Consider the following 23076-nt stretch of genomic DNA (forward strand, 5'->3'; position numbering starts at 1 on the left):
CCGCCGCCCCGGCCTCCGGGGATGCGGCGCCGGCGGCACCGGCTGCGGCCGCAGCGCCCCCGCAGGCACCTGCCCCCGCGCCAGCCCCCTCATCCGCGAACACCGAATCCGCCGACTACCAGGGCGCCCTCGCGCTGCTCAAGAACGGCAAGCACAAGGACGCGCAGACCGCGTTCGAGCGCTTCATCACCCGCTACCCGGCAGGCAACTTCACCGCCGGCGCCCACTTCTGGGCCGGCAACGCCGCACTGCAGGCGCGCGACGTCGCCAGTGCGAATCGCCATTTCAAGACGGTGATGGACAAGTACCCCAAGGAGAACGTCGCGCCCGACGCCATGCTCGGCCTGGCCAACAGTCAGCAGGCCATGAACGACGCCGCCGGCGCCAAGCGCACCCTGCAATCGCTTGTCGAGCGCTATCCGCAGAGCAACGCCGCCCAGGTCGCCCGCCAGCGCCTGAGCGCGCGCTGATCCATGTCCGCTGTCGAAACGGCGCCGGCGACGGCCGTGCGCCTCCGTATCACCGAGATCTTCGCCTCGCTGCAGGGCGAATCCACCCGCGTCGGCCTGCCCACCGTGTTCGTGCGCCTGACCGGCTGCCCGCTGCGCTGCACCTGGTGCGACACTGCCTACGCCTTCAGCGGCGGCGAGACACGCACGCTCGACGACATCCTCGCCGAGGTGGCCAGCCACGGTCTGCGCCACGTGTGCGTGACCGGCGGCGAGCCGCTCGCACAGAAGGGCTGCCTACCGCTGCTCGCCGCCCTGTGCGATGCCGGCCACGACGTGTCGCTGGAAACGAGCGGCGCACTCGACATCGCGGGGGTCGATCCCCGCGTGTCGCGCATCGTGGACCTCAAGGCCCCCGGCTCGGGCGAGCTCGCCCGCAACCGCTGGGAAAACCTCGCGCTGCTGTACGCTCACGACGAGCTCAAGTTCGTGCTCGCCGACGCCGCCGACTACGCATGGGCCAAGCAGCAGATCGCCGAGCACCGCCTCGCCGAACGCTGCGGCGTGCTGCTGTCGCCGGTCGCCGGCGCGCTGGACCCTGCCGAGCTCGCCGGATGGATCGTGCGCGACCGCCTGCCGGTGCGCTTCCAGCTCCAGCTCCACAAGATCCTGTGGAACGACGCCCGCGGCCGCTGAGCGCCGCTGTTCCGGCCCGGCGACGCCGCGAGCAGATCCACCCCGCCCCGCCATCCAGAATGACTCCGGAATGACCAGCCTCCACACCCCGCCCCGCGCCGTCGTGCTGCTCTCCGGCGGCCTCGACTCCGCCACCTGCCTCGCGATCGCGCGCGACATGGGCTTCGAGACCTACGCGCTGTCGGTCGCCTACGGCCAGCGCCACGCCGCCGAGCTCGCCGCCTCGAAGCGCGTGGCGCAAGCGCTCGGCGCGCGCGAGCACCGCACCGCCAGCGTCGAACTCGGCCAGTTCGGGGGCTCGGCGCTCACCGACCCCGGCATCGCGGTGCCGCTCGATCAGGACAACACCGGCATCCCGGTGACCTACGTGCCGGCGCGCAACACGGTCATGCTGTCGATCGCAGTCGCCTGGGCCGAGGTGCTCGGCGCCAACGACATCTTCGTCGGCGTGAATGCGGTCGATTACTCGGGCTACCCCGATTGCCGGCCGGTCTTCATCGAGGCCTTCGAGCACATGGCGCGGCTGGCCACCAAGGTCGGCGTCGAGGGCGCGCAGCTGCGCATCCACGCCCCGCTGATCGAGCTCTCCAAGGCCGACATCATCCGCCGCGGCACCGCCCTCGGCGTGGACTACGGCCTCACCGTCACCTGCTACCAAGCCGACGACGACGGCCGCGCCTGCGGCCGCTGCGAAGCCTGCCGCCTGCGCGCTGCCGGTTTCAAAGCCGCCGGCGTGCCCGACCCGACGCCCTACCAGCCGCGTTCGGCCTGAACCCCTGCCGCGCCATGGACCACGCCCTCGTCTCCGCCTCCACCATCGTCTGGCTCGGCTTCGCGATCGGCGCCGCGTTCGGCGCTTCCAGCCAGCGCACCGGCTTCTGCACCATGGGCGCGGTCTCCGACGCGGTGAACATCGGCGACTGGACGCGGATGCGGATGTGGGCGCTCGCGGTCGCGCTCGCCACCCTCGGCACCGGCGCGCTGCACGCCCTCGGGCTCTTCGACCCTGCCAAGACCCTCTACACCGGCGCCCGCCTGCCCTGGCTGTCACACATCGTGGGCGGACTCGCCTTTGGCGTCGGCATGACGCTCGCCTCCGGCTGCGCCGGCAAGACCCTGATCCGCATCGGCGGTGGCAACCTCAAGTCGGTCGTGGTGTTCGTCTTCCTCGCCATCGGCGCCTCGATGACGCTGCGCGGGCTCACCGGCGTGTGGCGGGTCGAGTTCCTCGACCCGGTGGCGCTGCAGCTGCCCCACGGCCAGACCCTGCCCGCCTTCCTCGCGGCGGCCGGCATGGAGGCAGGCAAGGCCTCGCTCGCCGCCAGCGCGCTCGCCGGCGGCGGCCTGCTCGCCTGGGCGCTGGCCAGCCGCGACGCGCGCCACCCCGAGGTGCTGCTCGGCGGGGCCATCGTCGGCCTCGCGGTGGTGGCCGGCTGGTACGTCACCGGCCACCTCGGCCACATCGCCGAGCACCCCGACACCCTCGAGGAGGTCTTCCTCGCCACCAACAGCGGCCGCGCCGAGTCGCTCAGCTTCGTCGCCCCGCAGGCCTTCACCCTCGAGCTGCTGCTGCTGTGGAGCGATGCCAACCGCCAGATGAGCTTCGGCATCGCCAGCGCGCTCGGCGTGATCGCCGGCGCGGCGGCGATGGCACTGGCCACGCGCAGCTTCCGCATCGAGAGCTTCCGCGACCCCGCCGACCTTGTGCGTCACATCGCCGGCGGCCTGCTGATGGGCTTCGGCGGCGTCACTGCGCTCGGGTGCACGCTCGGCCAGGGCGTCTCGGGCCTGTCGACCCTCGCGCTCGGCGCAGCGATCACCACCGCCGCCATCATCGCGGGAGCCGTTGCGACGATGAAGCTTCAGTACTGGCTTCCGACCCGCGCAGGCTGAAGAGGCAAACCGCCGGCCGCTCTGCCCCGACGAGCCACCCTGCGGCTCCATCGGGGGACCGCGAAACCGGCAAGGCGCTTGACGACGTTTCCATCGGCCATTATCATTCGGCCTCGCTTTTGGGTCGTTAGCTCAGCTGGTAGAGCAGCGGACTTTTAATCCGTTGGTCGCAGGTTCGAATCCCGCACGGCCTACCAAGTTTCACGGAAAATGCCCGGACTTCGGTCCGGGCATTTTCTTTTTGCGTCAGTCCCGCAGGAGCCCCTCCCTGCGCATCCGGGGCGATGCCGACGCCTGCCTGGTGTTCGTGAAGGACACCCCTGTCCTGTGCCCGCGCCGGCGAGCTCGAGGGCCGCAAGAACGTCCGCGAGTTGTTCGACCTGCGCAACTTCATGGGCACCTTGCGCGGCACCGGAGTCGACACCGGCAGCCCGAGCACCTTCTCCGCAGCCGATGCGCGCAGCTGCACGAACCGGCTCGATGGCTTGCTGCGACGCAATACGAAGCCATGGACCGACAAGGCCTGATCTGGTATAGTTTGATTTGGATTCTTGGCCGGTTTGGAATGTACGCATTCAATCCGGCGCGACCGTGCGTGACGCAGCGCGTCATCGTCATCCCGAGCGCCCCGCGTACGCTCTTCGATCTCGCCTTCGCTGCACGCCTCCGGCTTCTTGCCTGGATGCGCAATCGCAACATTCCAGCCGGCCCGCCGATCTGGTGCCGTCTTTTTTGGTCGCTGCCGCACAAGAATGCGGCGGTCGGCCCTTCCGAGGCCCGTGCACGGCGGAACGCGCCTCTCCGATCCCGCACACGAGCGGGCACCGGAACCCCTACAGGAGCCCCGACATGGCCAAGGAAGAACTCATCGAAATGCACGGTTCCGTCACCGAGGTGCTGCCCGACGGCCGCTACCGCGTGACGCTGGACAACGGTCACAACCTGATCGCCTACTCGGGCGGCAAGATGCGCAAGCACCACATCCGCATCATCGCCGGCGACAACGTGTCGCTGGAGATGTCGCCCTACGATCTCAGCAAAGGCCGGATCACCTTCCGCCACCTGCCCGGTCGTCCGGCCGGTGCCGCCGCAGCGCCCCCGCCGCGCCGGCGCTGAGTCCTCGAGGCGGCATCGCGTCGCGCTCGAGCCCCACGCGGCCCCTCGGGGGCCGCGCGTCGTTTACGCGCACCCTTTCCCGCTCCACGCGCGGAACGACCAGGCACAAGGCGCTGTCTCTCCGGGGCATGACCACTACCCCCCAGAGGAGACCGCCACGATGCAAGCCACCCCCAGCCGTGCGCAACACGCCACCGAAGACGAGCGCGGCCAGTTCGACAGCCTGCTCCCCGCCGCCCGCCTCGACCGCCGCGGCTTTCTCGCAGGCATCGCCGCCACCGGCTTCGCGCTCGCCGTGCAGCCTGTCCATGCCAGCACCGTGATCAGCACGAGCGGCACCGGCCTCGCCACGGGCACTGCCACCATCGCCGTCGAGGGCGGCGAGTTGCCGCTCTACTACGCGCGGCCCGCCGCAGGCGACAGGTTGCCGATCGTGCTCGTGGTGCAGGAGATCTTCGGCGTCCACGAACACATCCGCGACGTCTGCCGCCGCCTCGCACACGCGGGCTACCTCGCGATCGCGCCTGAACTCTTCTTCCGCCAAGGCGATCCCACCACCCAGCCCGACATCCCCGCGATCCTGCAGAACATCGTCGCCAAGGTGCCCGACGCCCAGGTCATGGGCGACCTCGACGCCTGCGCCGCATGGTCGGCGAGCCAGGGCGGCGACCCCGCCCGCCTCGCGATCACCGGCTTCTGCTGGGGCGGGCGCATCACCTGGCTGTACGCCGCGCACAAGCCATCGGTAAAAGCCGGCGTGGCGTGGTACGGACGCCTGAGCGGCGCCGTTTCGGAGTTCACCCCGCAGCACCCGCTCGACGTCGTCGGCAGGCTGCACGCGCCGGTGCTGGGGCTCTACGGCGGCCAGGACCAGGGCATCCCGCTCGCCGACGTGGAGAAGATGCAGGCGGCGCTCTCCGCTGCGGGCGGCCGCAGCACCATCCACGTCTATCCCGACGCACCCCACGCCTTCCACGCCGACTACCGGCCGAGCTACCGCAAGGCCGAGGCCGAGGACGGCTGGAAGCGCGCGCTCGCGCACCTTGGCGCGGCGCTCGGCTGAGCACTCGCCGCCGCACACTGCGCCGGCGGGTACCGCACGGCATGCGACATCCCGACGGGTGCCGCATGCACCAGGCCGGAGCCCGCGACCCAGCCGAACACCAGGCCGCTGACGACCGCGAGCACCGTGCCAAGCCACCTCCACCACCGTCCGTGCATGCCACCACCCTCCGCTGCGCCGGCGCTGCCTTGCCGGCATCGGCTGGTTGGACGGCAGGAGCGGGTCAGCGTTCCATCGGATCGCCCGCGGGCCGCTGCGCAGCCTGCAGCTCGCGCAGCAGGCGCGCGGCGATCAGCCCGTTGATCAGGCCGAACACCACCGCCGCGAGCGCGAACACCGGGGTGAGGTAGAACACCCCGTCGTGCGGCACCAGCCACAGGCGCGCGACCACCAGCTGTGCGCCGATGTGGGCGAATGCCGCAAGGATGCTGTGGCTCACCGGGCCGAACCAGCGTGCCGGCAGGCGCACCGCCAGACCGAGCGACACCAGGCTGGCGAGCGCGCCCGAAAGGCTCAGGAAGAAGCCGGGGGCGAGGAACTGGCCGAGCAGCAGGCTGCCGGCGAGCACGCGCAGCAGCGACACCCACACCGCCTCGCGCCAGCCCCAGCGTGCCAGCACCACCAGGGTCACGATGTTGGCCAGCCCCGGCTTGACCCCGGGCAGCGGCAGCGGGATCGCCGCCTCGGCCACGGTCAGCACGATCGCCGCCGCCGCATGGCGGGCGATGCGGCGGTCCTCGGCGGTGGGAGTCAGTTCAATAGTTGAGGGAGTCATAATCCGCAGCCCGCCCGGTGAGGCTCAGGCTCACCTCGTTGGGCGCGCAGATCGCCACCGCGCCGGCCTGGGTGAGCCAGCCCTGACGCACGCAATACTGGCGCGGCCCGGGATCGGAAGCGACACGCGCGCGCCCGGGCCGGATCTCGATCACCGTGACGCCAAGCGGGCCGGGCACCTCGATCGTGCGCTCGGCTGCCAGGTCCACCCGCGCCACCACCTTGCCGCCGGCACGAACCACCGCGCCGTCCGGCGCACCGCCTTGCCACAGCGCGAGCAGCGCATAGCCGCACACGAGCAGCCCGCCGATCGCCACCAGGACATCGCCGGGCCGCAGCAGCCCGCGCCAGTCCGCAAGCTCCAGCCTCACCGCCCGTTCCCGTCTCCGGCCGCATCCACGATGCCGGCAGCGCGGTCCGCCGCCCGGCGCGCCGTCGAGCGGTGGCGCACGATGACCTCGACCTGGCCGCGGAAACGCTCGGCCAGCCACTCGGCGATGTACACCGAGCGATGCTGGCCGCCGGTACAGCCGATCGCCACGGTCAGGTAGCTGCGGTTGTCGCGCACGTAGGCGGGCAGCCAGTTGGCGACGAAATCGTGGATGTCCTGCGACATCCGCCCGACCTCGGGCACGCCCTGGAGGAAGTCGATGACCGGCTGGTCGCGCCCGGTGAGCGGACGCAGGCGCGGGTCGTAGTGCGGATTGGGCAGGCAGCGCACATCGAAGACGAGGTCGGCATCGAGCGGGATGCCGTACTTGAAGCCGAAGGACTCGAACATCAGCGTCATGCCCTCGGCCGGTGCCATCTGGATGAAGTCCTTCACCCACGCGCGCAGCGTGTTCGGGTGCAGGTCGCTGGTGTCGATGCGGTGACCGAGCTCGGCCACGCTGGCGAGCGCGTCGCGTTCGCGCTGGATCGCTTCTTCGAGCGTGTAGCCGTCCACCGCCATCGGATGGCGCCGGCGCGTCTCGGAGAAGCGCGCGATCAGCGCGTCGTCGCGCGCCTCGAGGAAGATGAAGCGCAGGTCGCGCACCGTCGAGCGCAAGACCTCGACCTGCTGCGGCAGGGCCGCGATGCTCGCGCCCGAGCGCATGTCCACCGCAACCGCCACCCGCCGCCAGCCCGCACCGTGCAGGTGCGCCGCCAGCTGTGGCAGCAGCACCGCCGGCAGGTTGTCGACCACGTAGTAGCCGGCATCCTCGAGCACGTTGAGCGCGATGCTCTTGCCCGAACCCGACAAGCCGCTGATTAGAACGATCTGCATTGCCCTTCCGGATGAAAAAGCCCGCCCACACTATAGCCCAGTGTCGGCGGGCGGGTCCTGCACGCGGGGACGGCGGGCTTCCCCCGCCCGATCAGCCTTCGCGCTTCCTGCGATCGGCGATCTTCACCCACAGGTCGGCATTCACGATGCCGAGCGCGCGCGGGTCGAACTGGGGCTCGAGGCGTCCCTGGGCCTGCTGCGCCTCGTAGTCCTTGAGCGCCAGCAGCGCCGGCTTCTGCAGCACCAGGATGGCAAAGATGTTGAGCCACGCCATCAGGCCGACGCCGATGTCGCCCAGGCCCCAGGCCAGGTCGCTGGTGCGCACGCAGCCATACAGGGCCGAACCGATCAGCGCCACGCGCAGCACGAAGATCAAGGCCTCCGAGCGCAGATTGCGCGTCAGATAGGCGACGTTTGTCTCGGCGATGTAGTAGTAGGCGATCACCGTGGTGAAGGCGAAGAAGAACAGCGCCACCGCCACGAACATCGAGCCGAAGCCCGGCAGCACCTGCTCCATCGCCGCCTGGGTGAAGCCGGTGCCCGCCGAGATGTTGGCCAGCCCGGTGAACACCTGCGCGCCGTCCGGTCCGGTGACGTTGTAGGTGCCGGTGATCAGCACCATGAAGGCGGTCGCCGAGCACACGAAGAGGGTATCCACATACACCGAGAAGGCCTGCACGAGGCCTTGCGCAGCCGGGTGCGGCACTTCGGCGGCAGCGGCGGCGTGCGGGCCGGTGCCCTGGCCGGCTTCGTTGGAATACACGCCGCGCTTGACACCCCACTGGATGGCCAGGCCGATCATCGCGCCGAAGCCCGCGTCGAGACCGACGGCCGAGGACAGGATCAGGCGGATGACCTCGGGCACCTTGTCGACGTTGAGCGCCACCACCACGGCCGCGGCGAGGATGTAGCCGAGCGCCATGAAGGGCACCACCACCTGGGTGACCTGGGCGATGCGGCGCACGCCACCGAAGATGATCAGGCCGAGCAGGATCACGATGATGGTGCCGGTGACCGCCGGCGCCACGCCGAAGGCGTTTTCCATGCTGGCCGCGATGCTGTTGGTCTGCACGCCGGGCAGCAGCACGCCGCACGCGAACACGGTGGCGACCGCGAACACGATCGCATAGACGCGCCAGCCCAGGCCCTTCTCGATGTAATACGCCGGACCGCCACGGTAGAGGCCGTGGTGTTCGGTCTTGTAGATCTGCCCGAGTGCCGACTCGACGTAAGCCGTGGCGGCGCCGAGGAAGGCCACCATCCACATCCAGAACACCGCGCCCGGACCGCCGAAGCCGATCGCGGTGGCGACGCCGGCGATATTGCCGGTACCCACCCGACCGGAGAGCGCGATGGTGAGCGCCTGGAAGGACGACACGCCCGCCGCGGAGCTCTTGCCGCGGAACATCGCCCGCACCATCTCGCCGATGTGGCGCACCTGCATGAAACGGGTGCGGATGGAAAAGTACAGGCCCACGATCAGGCACAGGTAAACGAGGGCGGGGCTCCAGACCCAGCCGTTGATCCAGTCGACGGTCGCTTGCATTCTTGTGTTTTCCCGAGAAACGAGCCGCGATTGTATCTGCTTGTTGCGAGCGGATGAGCGGCAGCATCGTTGGGAATAACCCGGACACTGCCCATTCAACGCCCTCCGCCGGGCTCCGCCCGAGCCGGCCCGCCCGGGGGCGCCAGAGCCAGCCACGCACTGCCCAGCAGCAGGAGCACGAGCCCGCTCCACAGCAGGGAGATCAGGGGGAAGACCTTCACCACGACGAACACCGCCCGGCCTCCAGCGCGTCCCGCAAGCGCCTCCACCACACCCGCGGGGGAAACCCAGAACTGCACCGCATGCTTCCAGCCCTGATCGACCAGGGGGTCGAGCAGATAACCGGGCCTGCCCATGTGGCGGGCGTAACGGTAGTCCAGCATCTCGCAGATCTGCCGCAGCGGGCCATCGTAGCGCTCCGGGGGCGCGCGCGAGTCCCGGTAGAGCGTCTCTCCGTCGAAGGTCCTGCCCGAGGGAGCGCGCGCCTCGATCGCGGTCAGCGCATGCACGCCGGCGGCGCCACCGACGCCTCCATCGCCTGCGCTCGCGACCCTCAGATCGACCAGCCTGAAGGCGTAGCCGTGGCGATCGCGCGTCCACGCGCTCGGCGCGCCGTCGAAGACGATCTCATGCTGCGAGTAGCTGTTCAGCGCGGTTGCCAGCAGGCCGCCGGAAAGGGCCAGCGCGACCCCCGCGTGGATGGCCAGCAGTGGCAAGGCCGGCGCAATCCCGCGCAGCCCATGCCGATGCACCATGAATACCGTCCACGCGCCACCGCCGAGCGCAAGATACGCACAGCCCGCGAGCACGGCGTCGAACTGCGGCAGGAGCGCCACGATCTGCTGGGAGAGGATCCCCGCACCCTCGTAGTGCCGCGTCATCAACCCGCCCCAGGCTGCGCTCGCCCCCGTCACAGCCAGCGCCGCCAGCAGCGACAGGCGGCCCGCCCCGACCGAGATGCGGCGGAAGAAGTACCAGCCTCCAGCCAGTCCGGCCCCGGCCAGCGACGGCAAGAGGCCGCGTGCGAGCACATGGCCGTCCACGTCCCACTGCTCGAAGGCCGCGCGCAGCGCCTCCAGTTCGCCTCCGCTCACGAGGTTGGCGAGCATCGCGAGGAAGGGCTTGTATTCCTCCGGACGTGGCGCGCCGCTCGCCGCCGCAGCGGACGCAAGCAGCAACTGCACCACGGCGACAGCGGCTGCGCCCAGGAAGCAGAGCTGTGCCAGCCACAGGCCCAGGCCAGCGGACGAACGCGCCCCCCCCTGCCGCAGGCTCACGCCGGCACCGCGACCGGAAAACGCTGCGACGAGGGCGAGCACCAGCAACGCGCTGCCGAGCGCACCATGTGCCACCCAGGACTCGGCCCCCACGTAGCGGTGCGAGCTCGCCAGCACCGGATTGCGCGTCACCGCCATCACGCAGGGCACCGCCGCAGCGGCCAGCACGGCGGCCAGCGGCATCATGCGCCAGTGCCTGCGGCCCACGCCCCAGCCGTTGATCCCGTGCAGGTGCGCCCCCAGCAGGCACCACAGGACGAACACCGCGGTCTGGACCGGATCCCAGTGCCACACCTGGCCATACATCGCATCCTCGAAGGCCCACAGCATGCCGAATCCGATCCCTGCGGTGAGCAGCAGCCAGGCCCTCCGCGCACGCATGCGCGCGCGCGCCGGCCACTTGCCCTGCCCGCCGCGCAGGGCGTCGAGCGCAGGCCCGGCGAGTGCCAGCACCCAGGCGTAGGCGGCAATCACCAGCGGGGCGTGGAACAGCATCCAGGGTTTCATCAGGTGCGCGTTCATGCCCTGCGAGGGCGACTGTGCCAGCCAGTCGGCGGGCGTTGCGGCGAAGGGAGCCAACCACAGGACGACCGCGCCATAGGCGGCGACGATCGCAGCCGCCACCGAGCGACGCCCGCGGTCCAGTCCGGCGCGGGCACCACTCGCCGCCAGGCTCGCGCAGCAGGCCAGCAGCAGCAGCGTGGTGCCTTCATCGCCGCCCCACAGGTTGGCGATCTTCAGGTGCAGCGGCAGCGCTGTGCTGCTGTACAGCCAGACGTAGCGCAGCGCGAAATGGTCGACTGCGAAGTGCCAGCCCAGGGCGAGCGTGCAACTCCAAAGCAGCGCCGCCGACAGGGCGAGCGCACTCGCGCGCCCCGTCGATCTGCACGCCGCATACGCCCCCAGCGCCGCTGCGGCGGCGAGGACGAACGACCCCAGCTCCGCCCGGCATGCCAAGGCGATGGTCGCGGCGGCGACCAGCATCCAGACCGCCAGGTCACGACGTGGCGCGCTCACTTCAGCATGCCTCCGCCCGCAGCACTTCGGGGTAGTAGCACATGTGGCCGGTGGCGCAATGCGCCTCGGACGGCCGCAGGCGGGTGGCGAACGCGCGCACCGCGGCGGCATCCGCCCCTGCGCAGACCCGGTCGAGCACGGACCTCACCATGCGCACGCTCGCCAGTTTGCGCGCCGTCGGCGCCTCGCGCCCGGCGATCTTGACCGCGGCTACCCGTCCGCGCCTGAGCGCGGGCAGCGCGCACAGCCCGCATGGTCCGAAGGGCAAGCCTTCGGGCGTGGTGCTGAAGCCGCAGGAAAAGCGGTACCACAGCCAGCGCTCGTAGGCCTCGTCGTTCTCCTGCAAGCGTGCGGCGAGGCGTGCCGACAGCTCCCCGCCGTCGCGCCGACGATGGCGGAAGCGGTAGCGGTCGAGGCAGATCGGCCCGCCCAGTTGCCCCGGGAGGTGGATCGTGTGGCAGGCGCCCTCCTCGAAGATGCATCCATCATTGAGCACGAAGGCTTCGATCTCGATGTCCGGCACCTCTTCGGCAATGGCGGTGGCCTCGGCGAGGGTCACGTCGCGCGGCAGGATCAGCCGGCGCGCACCGCGGGCTTGGCACAGCCGCGCCGCCGCCGCGTTGCGGCAGGTCGCCACCGAACTGACGTGCACGCGCAGCGCCGGGAAACGCGTCGCCAGGCGCTCCACCAGGCCCAGGTCGCTGACGATCAGGGCATCGCCACCGAGGTCCGCAAAGCGCCCGGCGATCTCTTCCGCGGCCTCGATCTGCGCTGCAGCGTAGTGCTGGGCATTGAGCACCAGCGACAGCGCGGCAGCGTGGGCATGCGCGCTCCGCACCGCCTCCGCCAGGTCTGCATAGCTTGCAAGATTGCCCGACGGCCGGCGATTGGCGCTGATCGACTGGAAGCGTCCGCGCCAGTCGGGCGGCACCAGGCCGCAATACAGCTCGGTGGCGCCGGCCGCGGCGAGCACTGCAACCTCGGCGACGCGCGAAACAGGCGCGACGATTCTCACAGCGGTTCTCCGGCAACGACCAGGCGGGCGATCCGCCCCGCGTCGGCGGCCCGCCGCAAGGCCTGCGCCATCGCGTCCGAATGGCGGCTGAACAAGGTGTTGCCGAGCTGGGTCGTCCGGCAGGCATCGTCCCGTCCCGGGCGTGAGGCCTCGGCGGCAAGGCGCAGGCACTCCTTGCGGCAGCGGCGTCCGACGGCGAAGCGCTCCGGCCCCTTCATGGAAAGCCCACCTGCCCGGCACATGCGGCCCTTGGCCACATAGACGCAGGGCAGATGCACGCCGGCGGGGAGCGGCAGCCCCTCGAGCGCCCCATCGTCGGCAAAGACCGGCATGTCGAGCTCGAGCCGGAGGATGCCGAGGCGCTCGAACAGTGCGCGCATCGTCGGCGCGGCCAGGCCGTGACCGCAGCGCCCCGCCCAGCCGGGATGCAGGCGCGGATCCTTGGTCATGCGGCACAGCACGCGGCCCGCCACCGGAAGCAAGGCCGGAAAGCGCGTGTGCAACTCGTGCGCCACACCCCAGTCGTTCGCCACCACTTCCGTCCCGGCGGGGAGCATGGGCAGCAGCCCGTGCAGTCGGGCCAACACATCGGGCGAGGCGACCGGCGTGAGCAGCACGAAGCGCAGGCCCGCCTCCTCCACCCGCCGCAGCGCCTCGCGCAGCACCCGCTCCGCGGGCAGGAGGTGCTCGCAGAACTCGCTGCCGAAATGAAGATGCGTCGGCTGCAGCCCCGCGAGCCAGGCGGCCAGGGCAGCATCGCCATGGATGCGCAGCCAGTGGCGTTCGCGCTCCGCGGGCCCCCCCGCGGCCCACGCCAGATCGACTGCGTGCGTTGCCGTCACCGCCAACTCGGAAAAACTCATCACGCTTTCTCCCCGCGGCCTCGGGTGCCGCGACAAGGGATCGAAAGGGCATGGAGCGCCGCAGCCGCGCGACGCGCCCCCCTTACAGGGCCATGATCACCGACTTGCCCTCGGTGTACAGGTCGAGCACCGCGCGCCCCATCTCGCGGCCGATGCCGGACTGCTTGTAGCCGCCGAAGGGCATCGAGGCGTCGAGGATGTTGTGGCAGTTGACCCACACCGTACCGGCCTTGATCTTCGGCACCAGGCGGTGCACCCGCGACAGGTCGTTGGACCAGATGCTGGCGCCGAGGCCGTATGGGGTGTCGTTGGCGCGGCGGGCGACCTCGTCGAGATCGTCGTAGGGCATCGCCACCACCACCGGGCCGAAGATCTCCTCGCGCACCACGCGCATGTCGTCGCGGGTATCGACCAGCACCGTCGGCTTGACGAAGTAGCCCTCGCCCTCGCCCGCTGCGCCGCCCGCCAGCGCGCGCGCGCCCTCCTCGAAGCCGCTGCGGATGTAGCCCAGCACGCGCTGCTGCTGGACGGCCGACACCAGCGGGCCGATCTGCGTCGAGGGCTCGATGCCGGCGCCGAGCTTCATGTCCGCGGCGATCCCCGACAGCCCCTCCACCACGCGCTCGAAACGACTCTTGTGCACATACAGGCGCGAACCCGCGCAGCACACCTGCCCCTGGTTGAAGAAGATCGCCTGCGCCGCGCCCGCAGCCGCTACCGCCGGGTCGGCGTCGTCGAGCACGATCACCGGGCTCTTGCCGCCCAGCTCCAGCGACACCCGCGTCATGTTGTCGAGCGCGGCCTTGCCGACCAGCTTGCCGATCTCGGTCGAGCCGGTGAAGGCCACCTTGTCGACGCCCTTGTGCGCGGCCAGCGCCGCACCCGCGGAGTGGCCGTGGCCGGTGACGACGTTGAACACCCCCGCGGGGTAGCCCGCCTGCTGCACCAGCTCGGCAAAGCGCAGCGCCGACAGCGGCGTCTCCTCGGCGGGCTTGAGCACCATCGTGCACCCGGAGGCGAGTGCCGGCCCCGCCTTCCACGCCACCATCAGCAGCGGGAAGTTCCACGGGATGATCGCCCCCACCACGCCCACCGGCTCGCGCCGGGTGTAGCCGAAGAACTCGCGGTCGCGCACCAGGGGGACCGACACCTCCATCGTCGAGCCTTCGATCTTGGTCGCCCAGCCGGCCATGTAGCGCAGGAAGTCCACCACCAGCGCCACGTCGACCGCACGCGCCATGGTCACCGGCTTGCCGTTGTCGAGCGCCTCGATCTCGGCCAGTTCCTGCGCATGCGCCTCCACCAGCTCGGCCAGGCGCAGCAGCAGGCGCTCGCGGTCCACCGGTCGCATGCGCGGCCAGTCGCCCTGCTCGAAGGCGCGCCGCGCCGCCGCCACCGCGCGGTCGATGTCGGTCGCCTCGCCCGCCGGCACGCGATCGAACACCTGCCCGCTGGCGGGATCCACCACCTCGAGCATGCCACCGCCGAGGGCCTCCACCCATTCGCCGCCGATCGCCATGCGCTTGGGCTGCGCCAGGAAGCGGCGCGTGTCGTCGCTCAGCAGTTCACCCTTGTATCGGTCCATTCCTCGTCTCCGTGTTTGATGTGTGTTGCCCGGGACGGCCGCAGGCCGCCCCCTCAATAGTTGAAAATCAGCACCGCCTGCAGATAGACATTGCGGCGGTCGTTGCCCTGCAGCGCCTTCACGTCCGCACCGCGCGGCTCGTAGAGGCCGATCAGGGGCACGAAGGTGAAGTGCTTGTCGATCTGCCAGAACGCGAACAGATCGAACTCGCGCCCGGCCAGGTCCGCGGCCTCGCCCTCGGGCGCGAACTTCCAGTACTGCACGCCGATGGAGAGATCCTCGCGGGGTGCCAGGCTCAGCTCCACGCGGTCCACCCGATTGCCGCTGTTGGCCGGGCCGGCGTAGTTGGACGCGACCTCGCCCTGGAACCAGGTCCCCAGGCCGCGGCTGAGGCCGAAGAACAGCGGGTCGAAGGCCTCGTTGCGGGCGGTGGCGGACTTGTCGGCGGAGAAGCGTGCGTGGCGGTAGTCGAGCGTGGGGCGCCAGGGCAGGTCGGCGAAGGTCCACCCGCCCTCGACGTGCCAGGCGTCGGCGTCGTTCTTCACCGCGGCGCTGCCGCCGCGCTGGTCGACGTACTCGAAGGCGAGGAACAGGTTCTCCACGCCGAGGCTGCCCTGGCCGCGTACGCTGGCGATGCGCATGCCGTCGCGACGGTCGAAGATGCCCAGCCCGGCGCCCTGGTCGACGTCGAGCACCTTCATCCAGCTCAGCCCGAGCGTCCCATGCGTCTCCGACACATACTCCAGGTTCGCGCCGCCGAGCTCGGTGTCCTGCTGGTAGGGGTTGCCCGACTGCAGCCAGAAGGCGTCGCCGCGCCAGGGCCCCTCGGGATCGATGCGCACGATCGCGGTGTTGCGGAAGCTCTTCTTGGCGGCGAGGTAGTAGGCCCCGCCCCGATCCACGTCCACACCGAGCGCATCGAGCCCCTTGCCGAGGTTGATCCGGTCGCTCGCGATCAGGAAGCCGTCGCCCAGCACGAACTGCTGGCGGCCGAACGAGACGTCGAACGCGCCACCTGCGCTGCGCCAGCCGACGTACGCATCCTCCAGGTCGACGTCGCGCTCGCGGCCGTCGGTATAGCCGCCGGCATCGCCGTCGCCCCAGGTGCCTTGTGCGATCGCGCCCAGGCCGCCGTACAGCTCGCCGCCGCCGGCACGGGTGGTGCCCGCGAGCACGCCATGGATGAAGCCCTCGCGCCACTGCCTGCCGCCCTCGCCGAGATAGTCCTCGCGCGTGGAGAAGGCGCCGGCCATGCCGTCGATATTCGCGCTCAGTGTGGTGCCGTCGCGTTCGTGCAAGGTCTCTGCCCGGGCCGTGCCGAGCGCCGCCAGTCCGGCCAGCAGGACGGCCGTGGTGATGCGCATGCGCATGATGTTCGTCTCCTCGATGATTGTTTTGGCGCGCGGGACACCGCGGTGCGCCGCTTGGCGCGCCGTGGTGTCCCGCTGCTGCGGGCTTGCCCCGTCCGGAAGCGGGCGCTCAGCGCACGAAGACCTGCCCGGTACCGAGCGACATGTCCCCGCCCGGCAGCTTCACCTGCCCGACCTTGGCCAGCGTGTCGGCATCGTGGATGGAGATGTCGTTGAAGGTGCCGGTGAGGTAGAGCCGGCTGCCGGCCTGGTTGCTCAGCACGGTGTAGTAGGTGTGGTCGAGCTCGGCGGCCTGCACCAGCTTCTGCTGCGCGATGTCGTACTTGGTCAGGCGGTGCAGCAGGCCGTAGACGATGTTGCGGTCCTTCGGCGAACGCAGCCCGGTGAAGTAGATCTCGGTCAGCGGTCCGAACTCGCGTGCCTCGGTCTCGCCGCTCTTCAGGTTCACGTTCAGATAGCCGTACTGGTACTCGGCGGTCGCCATGTCCTGCTTGTCGTCCTGGTACTTCGCCGTGGTGTAGAGGATGGTGAAGTCCCGCGTCGGCGTCTGCACCGGCCAGATGTACAGCACATCGAGCGGCGCGTGCGTGGAACGCTGCCAGTCGCGGATCGGCAGGGCGACGGTCATCGCACCGGTGTTCACATCCACCTTGTAGAGGTTCGGTCCGGCCAGGTAGACCGAGCCGTCCTCACCCGCCTGCATGATGTTGGCCTGGCGCGGCGCCGGAAACACACGCACAGGCTTGGCCTCCAGACCGGCACGGGTATCGTAGACCGCGAAGCGCGGCGCCCCCACGCGATAGTGGTCGCGATGGATGGTGGTCGGGTTCTGCACCGCATAGACCTCCTTGCCGTCCGCGCTGACGGTGAAGGATGCGATCGACTTGGCACGCTCGTTGTCGCCCTGCGACATCTCGGCGCGGAAGGTGAGCCTGCAGGTATCGAGATCGATGCCGTAGATCGTGCCGAAACGGTTGTTGAGGATGTAGGCGGTGCGGCGGTCGGGCGCGATCTGCGTGGTGCCGGGTCCGAAGGCGTCGGGCAGCGGGCAGGTCTTGTAGACGCTCTCGCTGGCCAGATCGACCACGTTCAGGTTGTTCGGGTAGTTGGCCACCATCAGGTATTCGCTGCCCGGCTCGAGCGGCCGCGCCTCGTTTGCCGCTGCGGCGGGCAGGACTCCGGCGGCCAGGCAGGCGAGCGCGGCCGCGCTGCGGCGCAGTGCGCCGCCGATCATCGTCTTCTTCATGTCCGCCCCCTTACAGCTTGTCGCCCGGGAAGACCGAGCCGAGATTGCGCCAGTCCTCGCGCGAGTTGGTCGCGTCCTTGTTCCAGTCCGGGTAGGTGTTCATCACGTCCGGCACCTGGGCCGGCCACCAGCACGGATCGGCGCAGCCGTAGAGATCGGATTCCATCGGCTGGCACAGCGAGGACACACCGCCGAAGGCGTCCACTTCCCAGCCCGGGTCCACCGTCGCCGCGCAGCCGGCGATGGCGCTCATCGCCACCACCTCCTCGACCCGGTCCTCCGCGACCGCCTTGTCCAGCAGCCGCGCCTTGTTGTTGATCGCCTTGAGATGTTTCATGACGCCCTCCTCGGGGAAATATGCTGTTCGATGAAGGCCGGGTTCCCGGCCATGATGCGGCTGTAGACCTCGATGCCGAAGTCCACCCAGTCGCGCATCAGATCGCAGTAGTGGTAGGTGGGATGTGCGGGATCGCCGTAGCGCGCGTAGCTCTCGTGGTAGCAGCCGCCCGAGCACAGGTTGCGGATGCGGCAGCTCGCGCAGCCGGTATCCGTGCGATCCAGGCGCTGGGACAGGAAATCGCCGAGCTGCGCGCGCTGGATACCGTTCTTCACGTCGCCGAAGGTCGGCAGCGTGGAGCCGGTGAAGCGATGGCACAGGTTCAGTTCACCCTTGTGGTCGACCGCGAGCATCTTCAACCCGGCGCCACAGGGCAGCGCCTTCTTGTGGCCTTCGTGCAGGTCGGTGATCAGCTGGTGCATGTTGGAGAAACCGATGTTGCGTCCCTCCAGCGCCGCCTCCAGATAGCGCGCACCGAGCCGCTTCAGCCCGGCGAAGACCTCGACCAGCTCCGCGCCCGTGAGGTTGAAGGTGCTGATGTCGCCCGAGGTCACCGGCGCGAAGCCCACTTCGGCAAAGCCCAGCTCGTTGAACAGGTGGTCCCAGATGCGCTCGACCTCGGTGGTGCCGTGGGTGAGCGTGACCCGTGCCCCCACCGGCCGCGCGTGGTAGCGCGCCAGCAGGCGCTCGGCCTTGCGCCGCACGGTCTCGTAGGTGCCCTGGCCGCCGACGGTGAGCCGGTTGCGGTCGTGGATCGCCTTCGGACCGTCGATGCTGATCGACAGCCCGAAGCGGTGGGCATCGAGCCAGTCGATGGTGTCGTCGGCGAGCAGGGTCGCGTTCGTCGTCATGACGAAATCGACCTGCTTGCCGAGCTCGGCGAAGCGCGCCTCGCAGTACGCGACCACGTCCTTGATCAGCGGCAGGTTGCTGAGCGGCTCGCCGCCGAAGAAGACGACGTTGTAGCGCGGCTCGTCCGGCGACTCGCGCAACATCATCTCGATCGCGTCGCGCGCGGTCCCGAAGGCCATCTTGCGGCCCGCCGAGGGCTTGTCGAGGTCTTCCTTGTAGCAGTAGGTACAGCTCAGGTTGCAGCCGGTGTTGACGTTGAGCACCACCGTGGTGAGCGGGAAGCGCTCGAAGGTGTGCGCGAGCGTGCCGGCGCTGGCGGGGCGGCCGTCGTCGATGAGCTCGAGCGCGACCAGCTCGCGGATCGCCTCGGCCACCTCGTCGGCGTCGAACTCGGTACGCAGGCCATCGATCAGGGCCTCGACGGTGAGGCTCTGACGGCGGATGCGATCGATCAGCGCCGCGCTCAGCGGGTCGAGCGCGAACAGCGAACTGCTCGGGATGTGGAACAGCATGCGCGTCTCATCGATGCGCAGCTCGTGCAGGTTGTCCTGCACCAGATTCAAGACGGCACCCATGGGAGCCTCCTTCGGGGTCGGGATTGCGGAGGGCAGGCCGCGCCTGCCGGAACAGGACGCGCCACCGATCAGGGCAGCGGCGGGTTGTTCCAGCGCGGCGGCGCCACGATCACCTGGCCTTCGCCGCGCAGGCGTTCGCCACCCTGCGCCACCTCGGCCACCACCTTCAGGTTGCCCACGTTGCTCGCCGACATCCGCCGCACCGGGTTGGGACCGGCATCACCCGGCACGAAGACCCCGCTCGCGGCATCCATCAGGCCGGCGAACTCGACGTCCTGGTCGCGCACCGCCGCCTCGTCGAAGGGCTCGACCGACCACTTCGCCGGCACCACGCCGATGCGGAAGTCGTCCTCGGTGCCTGCCTTGCCGTCCGCGCCGGCTGCCCAGGCCTCGGCGTCGAAGCGCGCCTCGACCTTGGCCGTGGGCGTGCCGTTGCCGCCGATGCGTGCGACCGCGAACGCGGGCGACACCTTGACCGCGGCGATGCTGTCGTACAGCGCGAGGCTGCCGCCCGAAGCCTTGCCGACCGCCACCGCGTGCACCCCGCGCGCCGCGGCGTCGCTCTGCACGCGGACCACGACCTCGGTCGCCGATCGCTTGACCGTACCGACCAGCTTCACGCCCTGCGGCAGCGTCACCTCGCCCGCCAGCCCGGAGCCGACGATGCGCAGTTCGGCGCCTTCACCCGCCTTGAGGTAGGCCGGATGCACCGCCAGCACGCGGCTGTTGCCCGCCTGTTGCAGGCTGGCGACGACGTCGGCGCCGACCTCGTCCTGGTCGCGCAGGAACATGCGGCCGCGCATCATGCCGTCCTCGACCGCGAACACCTGGCGCATCGGCGTGCCGTCGACGACCAGGTCGCCGCGCCACTCGTAACCGGTGTAGATCAGCGCCCGCCCCCTGCCCTGCATCGGCCTGCCATCGTCCCAACGCCCGTCGAAGGCGAGCGTGTAGCGGTCCCGGCCCTCACCCGCCGTCACCTTCATCACGCCCGAGAATCCGCCGCGGCCGGTCAGATGGCCGCTCAGGCTCCACTCGCCCTTGACCGTCTGCGGCGCGCGCGCCTGCCACTGCTTCCAGGCCTCGGACTGCAACGGCAGCTTGCTCGCAAGCTCCGGCACCATTTCCTTCAACGCGATGCCGAACCAGTCGCGGTCGCGGCCGAGGGCCTGGTACTCGGTCGTCGGGAACTGGCCGAGATGGAAATGCACCAGATGCTCCCACTCCGCCGCCGGGCGACGCTGCAGCATCACGCGCGCACCGGAATGGCAGCGCGCGCACATCTTGGTGAACTTCTCCGACTCGAAGGCCTCGACGGTATTCAGGCGACGCTCCATCGCGTAGCGCACGCCGGTGGTCTCGGACGGCGCCAGGCCCTGGCGGTCGGCCAGGTGCTTGACCACCGTGCGGCGTTCCTCGTCGGTGATCTTCAGGCCGTGGACGATCTGCATGCGTGCCACCGACATCAGCCAGCCTTCCGGGGTCTTGCGCTGGTGGCTGATGCGGCTGATTCCGTCCTCGGTTTCGGTGTGACAGGGCAGGCACTTGGCGCGGATCAGCGCTTCGGCCGAGGCATGCGCCGGGGGGGCGGCCAGCACGACGCCGAGCGCAGCCATACTGCCCATGGCAGTGGCAAGGGTTCTGATTTTCAAGACCGGATCTCCTCTTCGTGTCCTTGGATGAGGCGTCCACCCGGTGGGCCGGCATCGCCGTCCCGTGCGCGGGGAACACCGCAGCGCTGCACAGACCGAGGGCAAGCACGGACACCGCTCGCGACGGGCGATCCGATCCTGTCTCCTCCTCACGCCACCGCAAGGTCACGCGAGTCCGCTTGCTGCCCTTCTGCGAGGGCCTGCACAACTGCTGCCTCTGCCTCCGCACGCCCGGTCGGCGCCGGGTCGATGTGGAAGGCGAGCAGATCGTAGGCGCGGACCTTCCGTGCGCGTTATCCGAAAACGGCAAGCCACGGCGGCGGCCGGTCCCGGACCCCGGGTTGCAAAACGACCCGCCGCCGTGCCATTCTGAAAAACGGCCGCACAGCACTGGGGAAGCGTTCATCCGCACCCTGAGCGGCAGGGACAAACATAACGACAAGCACGATCGGCCACCGATCGAGAGAGGAAGAGACATGTTGGCCAACGCCACCCGGCAACTGCCCAGGGGGTGCGGGCAATGAGCCCGGCTGCCCAGCCTTCGGGAAACGCCCCGTACTCCTACACCCTGCGCCACACGCTCGATGCCGACGAGCACGCCGCCTGCCTGACCAACTGGCATCAACGCTACGACCAGCTCACCGCGGGCGCCTTCGACGGCGTGTTCGAGGAGTTCTGCTTCGGCAGGGTGCAGCTGTTCCGCGAGGGCCTGAACCAGTCGGTGCATCAGGCTGGCGGGGCGTGGCCCGGCTCGCGCACCTTCGCCGTGCCGGTCGCGATCGAGGGCACGGGCTGGTTCGGCGGCGAGATGTATGACGCGCACTCCATGCTGACACTCGGAGGCGACGACGAGCTCGACTTCCGCACCCCGCGCCGGCTCGAGATCCTCGCCTGCACCGCCGACTCGGCCGCGCTCCACGACTACGCGCATCAGGTGGACCACCGCAACCTCGAGGCCGAGCTCGCCGGGCGCAAGCTGGCACCGACCACCCCGGCGGGAATCGCGGCGCTCGGGCAACTGCTGGCGACCATGACGGCCAGCCTGCGGGCGACCCCCGAGCTGCTTCTGCACCCGCAGATGCGCAAGGCGATGGAACAGGCGCTGTTCGCGACCCTACTCGACACGCTCTCCTGTGGCGGCGGACGGGCCGGTGCACCGTCCTGTCGCGCCCGCCAGCAGGTGGTGGCGCGCGCGCGCGCCTACATGGAGGCCCACATCGACGAGCCGATCACGGTCGCCGACCTGTGCATCGAGCTCGGCATCTCGCGCCGCACCCTGCAGTACAGCTTCCAGGACGTGCTCGATCTCAACCCGGTCAAGTTCCTGCGCGCGATCCGCCTGAATGCGGTGCGCCGCTCGCTCAAGGCCGCGGACCCCAATGGTCGCGGCACGGTCGCCGACATCGCCGCACGCTGGGGCTTCTGGCACCTGTCGCACTTCTCCGCCGAGTACAAGACGATGTTCGGCGAGCTGCCGTCGGACACGCTCAGGCGCGCGGGCTGAGCAGGCGCGGCGGGCGAAAAATAAAATCTTTTGCTGGAACCATTAGCCCAAATCGGCAACACGCTCCGCCGTCCGGGAGACGAAATGGATGCAGGCGGCGCTCAATCCAGCCAGTTCTGTGCCCGCATCCAGGCCAGCAAGGCGGCGGCACGCGCACGCTCGAGCCCGAAACGCGCGCACAGCAGCGCCTCGCCGGCAGCTTTTTCCAGCGCATCGCCTCCCTCTCGACGCAAGGCGGCAAGCATGGGCGCCACCGCCAGACCATCGAGGTGCCAAACGCCGAGCGGCTGGTCGGGCGTCACCACGACGTCTTGCTCGACGATCCGCCCCGCGCACACCACCGGCCCGCGCGCAACACGCACGGTCTCCGGCCTCACCTTGGCGTGCAGCGGCAGGGCATCCGGCCAGCCGCGGCGCGCGGCCCAGAACGGCGCCTGCGGCCAGCGCGCTTCCTGAGCGTAGAAATCGCGCCCGATTCGGGCGAAGCGGTGGAACAGGTGCTCGATACGCCGCGTATGGAAGTGCTGCGCGAGCGCGGTGCGGCCCCGATCGTGACGGAGGGTAGCCACCACCGCCGGTGCCTGCAGCGCGGACGACAGCGCCTGGAAGATGCCGTTGCCCGAGAGCGGATCGACCGCCATCGCCGCATCGCCGACGCGGATCCAGTCGTCGCCGGCCACCGATTCGTTGAGCACCGCCGTGCTGGTGCGCGCGTGCGGTTCGCCGACCGGCTGCGCATCGCGGACGAAGGGCGCCGCCGCCTCGACCGCGTGAAACCGTGCGCTGCAGTAGTCGCCCAGGGCCCTTTTCGGCGGCAGGTCGGCGCTGGCAACGTCCACCGTCAGCTGCAGATAGCGCCGTCCATCGGCCAACGCGGCCATCCACATCCAGCCATCCTCGACGCTGAGAACGGTCGAGCCCGCCTCGCCCGCCGGTCCCTGCCAGTACTGCAGCAGCGACACCGTCTCCACTCCGCGCA

At 70.0% G+C, this 23076-nt stretch carries 22 protein-coding genes and 1 tRNA gene; 9 read left to right on the plus strand and 14 right to left on the minus strand.

From position 1 onward, the window contains the following. The 8 genes from ybgF to C665_RS10240 form a co-directional block, all read left to right on the plus strand. Positions 1 to 470 (plus strand): tol-pal system protein YbgF (ybgF, locus tag C665_RS10205; protein WP_004307983.1); only part of this gene is annotated, 470 nt, incomplete at its 5' end. 3 nt (positions 471 to 473) lie between these two features. Continuing rightward, positions 474 to 1145: a 7-carboxy-7-deazaguanine synthase QueE gene (queE, locus tag C665_RS10210; protein ID WP_004307984.1), complete on the plus strand. Its 672-nt coding sequence runs from the start codon at positions 474 to 476 to the stop codon at positions 1143 to 1145. A gap of 70 nt (positions 1146 to 1215) precedes the next feature. Continuing rightward, positions 1216 to 1917 carry a 7-cyano-7-deazaguanine synthase QueC gene (queC, locus tag C665_RS10215; protein ID WP_004307987.1) on the plus strand — a complete coding sequence of 234 codons (702 nt, stop codon included), beginning with the start codon at positions 1216 to 1218 and terminating at the stop codon, positions 1915 to 1917. A gap of 14 nt (positions 1918 to 1931) precedes the next feature. Continuing rightward, the gene (locus C665_RS10220) at positions 1932 to 3038 is read left to right on the plus strand and encodes a YeeE/YedE family protein (RefSeq protein ID WP_004307989.1); all 1107 of its coding nucleotides are present in this window, start codon (positions 1932 to 1934) and stop codon (positions 3036 to 3038) included. A 121-nt stretch (positions 3039 to 3159) separates the two neighbouring features. Continuing rightward, positions 3160 to 3235 (plus strand) — tRNA-Lys (locus C665_RS10225). Positions 3236 to 3409: 174 nt separating this feature from the next. Next, the gene (locus C665_RS20235; RefSeq protein WP_004307991.1) at positions 3410 to 3565 is read left to right on the plus strand and encodes a hypothetical protein; all 156 of its coding nucleotides are present in this window, start codon (positions 3410 to 3412) and stop codon (positions 3563 to 3565) included. A gap of 322 nt (positions 3566 to 3887) precedes the next feature. Continuing rightward, positions 3888 to 4154: a translation initiation factor IF-1 gene (infA, locus tag C665_RS10235; protein WP_002925671.1), complete on the plus strand. Its 267-nt coding sequence runs from the start codon at positions 3888 to 3890 to the stop codon at positions 4152 to 4154. 160 nt (positions 4155 to 4314) lie between these two features. After that, positions 4315 to 5217: a dienelactone hydrolase family protein gene (locus C665_RS10240; RefSeq protein WP_004307992.1), complete on the plus strand. Its 903-nt coding sequence runs from the start codon at positions 4315 to 4317 to the stop codon at positions 5215 to 5217. A gap of 223 nt (positions 5218 to 5440) precedes the next feature. On the opposite strand, the gene C665_RS10245 is transcribed toward C665_RS10240, so the two are convergent. The 13 genes from C665_RS10245 to peaA all read right to left on the minus strand — a co-directional run bounded on the left by C665_RS10245 (position 5441) and on the right by peaA (position 20557). After that, entirely contained in the window at positions 5441 to 5992 is a 552-nt protein-coding gene (locus C665_RS10245; RefSeq protein ID WP_012584631.1) for a Gx transporter family protein, read from the minus strand. Next, positions 5973 to 6362, minus strand: a complete 390-nt coding sequence (locus tag C665_RS10250; RefSeq protein WP_004307994.1) for a NusG domain II-containing protein — start codon at positions 6360 to 6362, stop codon at positions 5973 to 5975. The genes C665_RS10245 and C665_RS10250 overlap by 20 nt, the downstream gene beginning before the upstream one ends. Beyond that, positions 6359 to 7258 (minus strand): RNase adapter RapZ, encoded by a 900-nt coding sequence (gene rapZ / locus C665_RS10255; RefSeq protein WP_004307996.1) that lies wholly within the window; start codon positions 7256 to 7258, stop codon positions 6359 to 6361. Before rapZ ends, C665_RS10250 begins: the two co-directional genes overlap by 4 nt. 91 nt (positions 7259 to 7349) lie before the next feature. Then, positions 7350 to 8804: an alanine/glycine:cation symporter family protein gene (locus C665_RS10260; protein ID WP_004307999.1), complete on the minus strand. Its 1455-nt coding sequence runs from the start codon at positions 8802 to 8804 to the stop codon at positions 7350 to 7352. 95 nt (positions 8805 to 8899) lie between these two features. Continuing rightward, positions 8900 to 11098: a cytochrome c biogenesis protein CcsA gene (gene ccsA, locus C665_RS10265; protein ID WP_245537153.1), complete on the minus strand. Its 2199-nt coding sequence runs from the start codon at positions 11096 to 11098 to the stop codon at positions 8900 to 8902. Position 11099: 1 nt separating this feature from the next. Next, a complete protein-coding gene (locus tag C665_RS10270; protein WP_004308004.1) occupies positions 11100 to 12113 on the minus strand; it encodes a U32 family peptidase in 1014 nt (337 codons plus the stop codon). Continuing rightward, on the minus strand, positions 12110 to 12976 hold the full coding sequence (locus tag C665_RS10275; protein WP_004308005.1) for a hypothetical protein: 867 nt from the start codon (positions 12974 to 12976) through the stop codon (positions 12110 to 12112). Before C665_RS10275 ends, C665_RS10270 begins: the two co-directional genes overlap by 4 nt. A gap of 82 nt (positions 12977 to 13058) precedes the next feature. Next, the gene (locus tag C665_RS10280) at positions 13059 to 14561 is read right to left on the minus strand and encodes an aldehyde dehydrogenase family protein (RefSeq protein ID WP_004308006.1); all 1503 of its coding nucleotides are present in this window, start codon (positions 14559 to 14561) and stop codon (positions 13059 to 13061) included. 53 nt (positions 14562 to 14614) lie between these two features. Next, positions 14615 to 15931, minus strand: coding sequence for an alginate export family protein (locus C665_RS10285; RefSeq protein ID WP_004308008.1), 1317 nt, complete (start codon positions 15929 to 15931; stop codon positions 14615 to 14617). Between the two features lie 109 nt (positions 15932 to 16040). Further along, positions 16041 to 17177: a quinohemoprotein amine dehydrogenase subunit beta gene (gene peaD / locus C665_RS10290; RefSeq protein WP_004308012.1), complete on the minus strand. Its 1137-nt coding sequence runs from the start codon at positions 17175 to 17177 to the stop codon at positions 16041 to 16043. A 10-nt stretch (positions 17178 to 17187) separates the two neighbouring features. Then, a complete protein-coding gene (gene qhpC, locus C665_RS10295) occupies positions 17188 to 17514 on the minus strand; it encodes a quinohemoprotein amine dehydrogenase subunit gamma (RefSeq protein ID WP_004308014.1) in 327 nt (108 codons plus the stop codon). Continuing rightward, entirely contained in the window at positions 17511 to 18941 is a 1431-nt protein-coding gene (gene peaB, locus C665_RS10300) for a quinohemoprotein amine dehydrogenase maturation protein (RefSeq protein WP_004308016.1), read from the minus strand. Before peaB ends, qhpC begins: the two co-directional genes overlap by 4 nt. Positions 18942 to 19009: 68 nt before the next feature. Beyond that, on the minus strand, positions 19010 to 20557 hold the full coding sequence (peaA, locus tag C665_RS10305; RefSeq protein WP_004308018.1) for a quinohemoprotein amine dehydrogenase subunit alpha: 1548 nt from the start codon (positions 20555 to 20557) through the stop codon (positions 19010 to 19012). Between the two features lie 556 nt (positions 20558 to 21113). Here peaA and C665_RS10310 point away from each other — a divergent pair. Further along, positions 21114 to 22097 (plus strand): helix-turn-helix domain-containing protein, encoded by a 984-nt coding sequence (locus C665_RS10310; RefSeq protein ID WP_004308019.1) that lies wholly within the window; start codon positions 21114 to 21116, stop codon positions 22095 to 22097. Between the two features lie 101 nt (positions 22098 to 22198). Here C665_RS10310 and qhpG read toward each other — a convergent pair. Beyond that, positions 22199 to 23076 (minus strand): flavin-dependent monooxygenase QhpG (gene qhpG, locus C665_RS10315; protein WP_004308021.1); only part of this gene is annotated, 878 nt, incomplete at its 5' end.

Source organism: Thauera aminoaromatica S2, from assembly GCF_000310185.1.
Classification (GTDB): domain Bacteria; phylum Pseudomonadota; class Gammaproteobacteria; order Burkholderiales; family Rhodocyclaceae; genus Thauera; species Thauera aminoaromatica.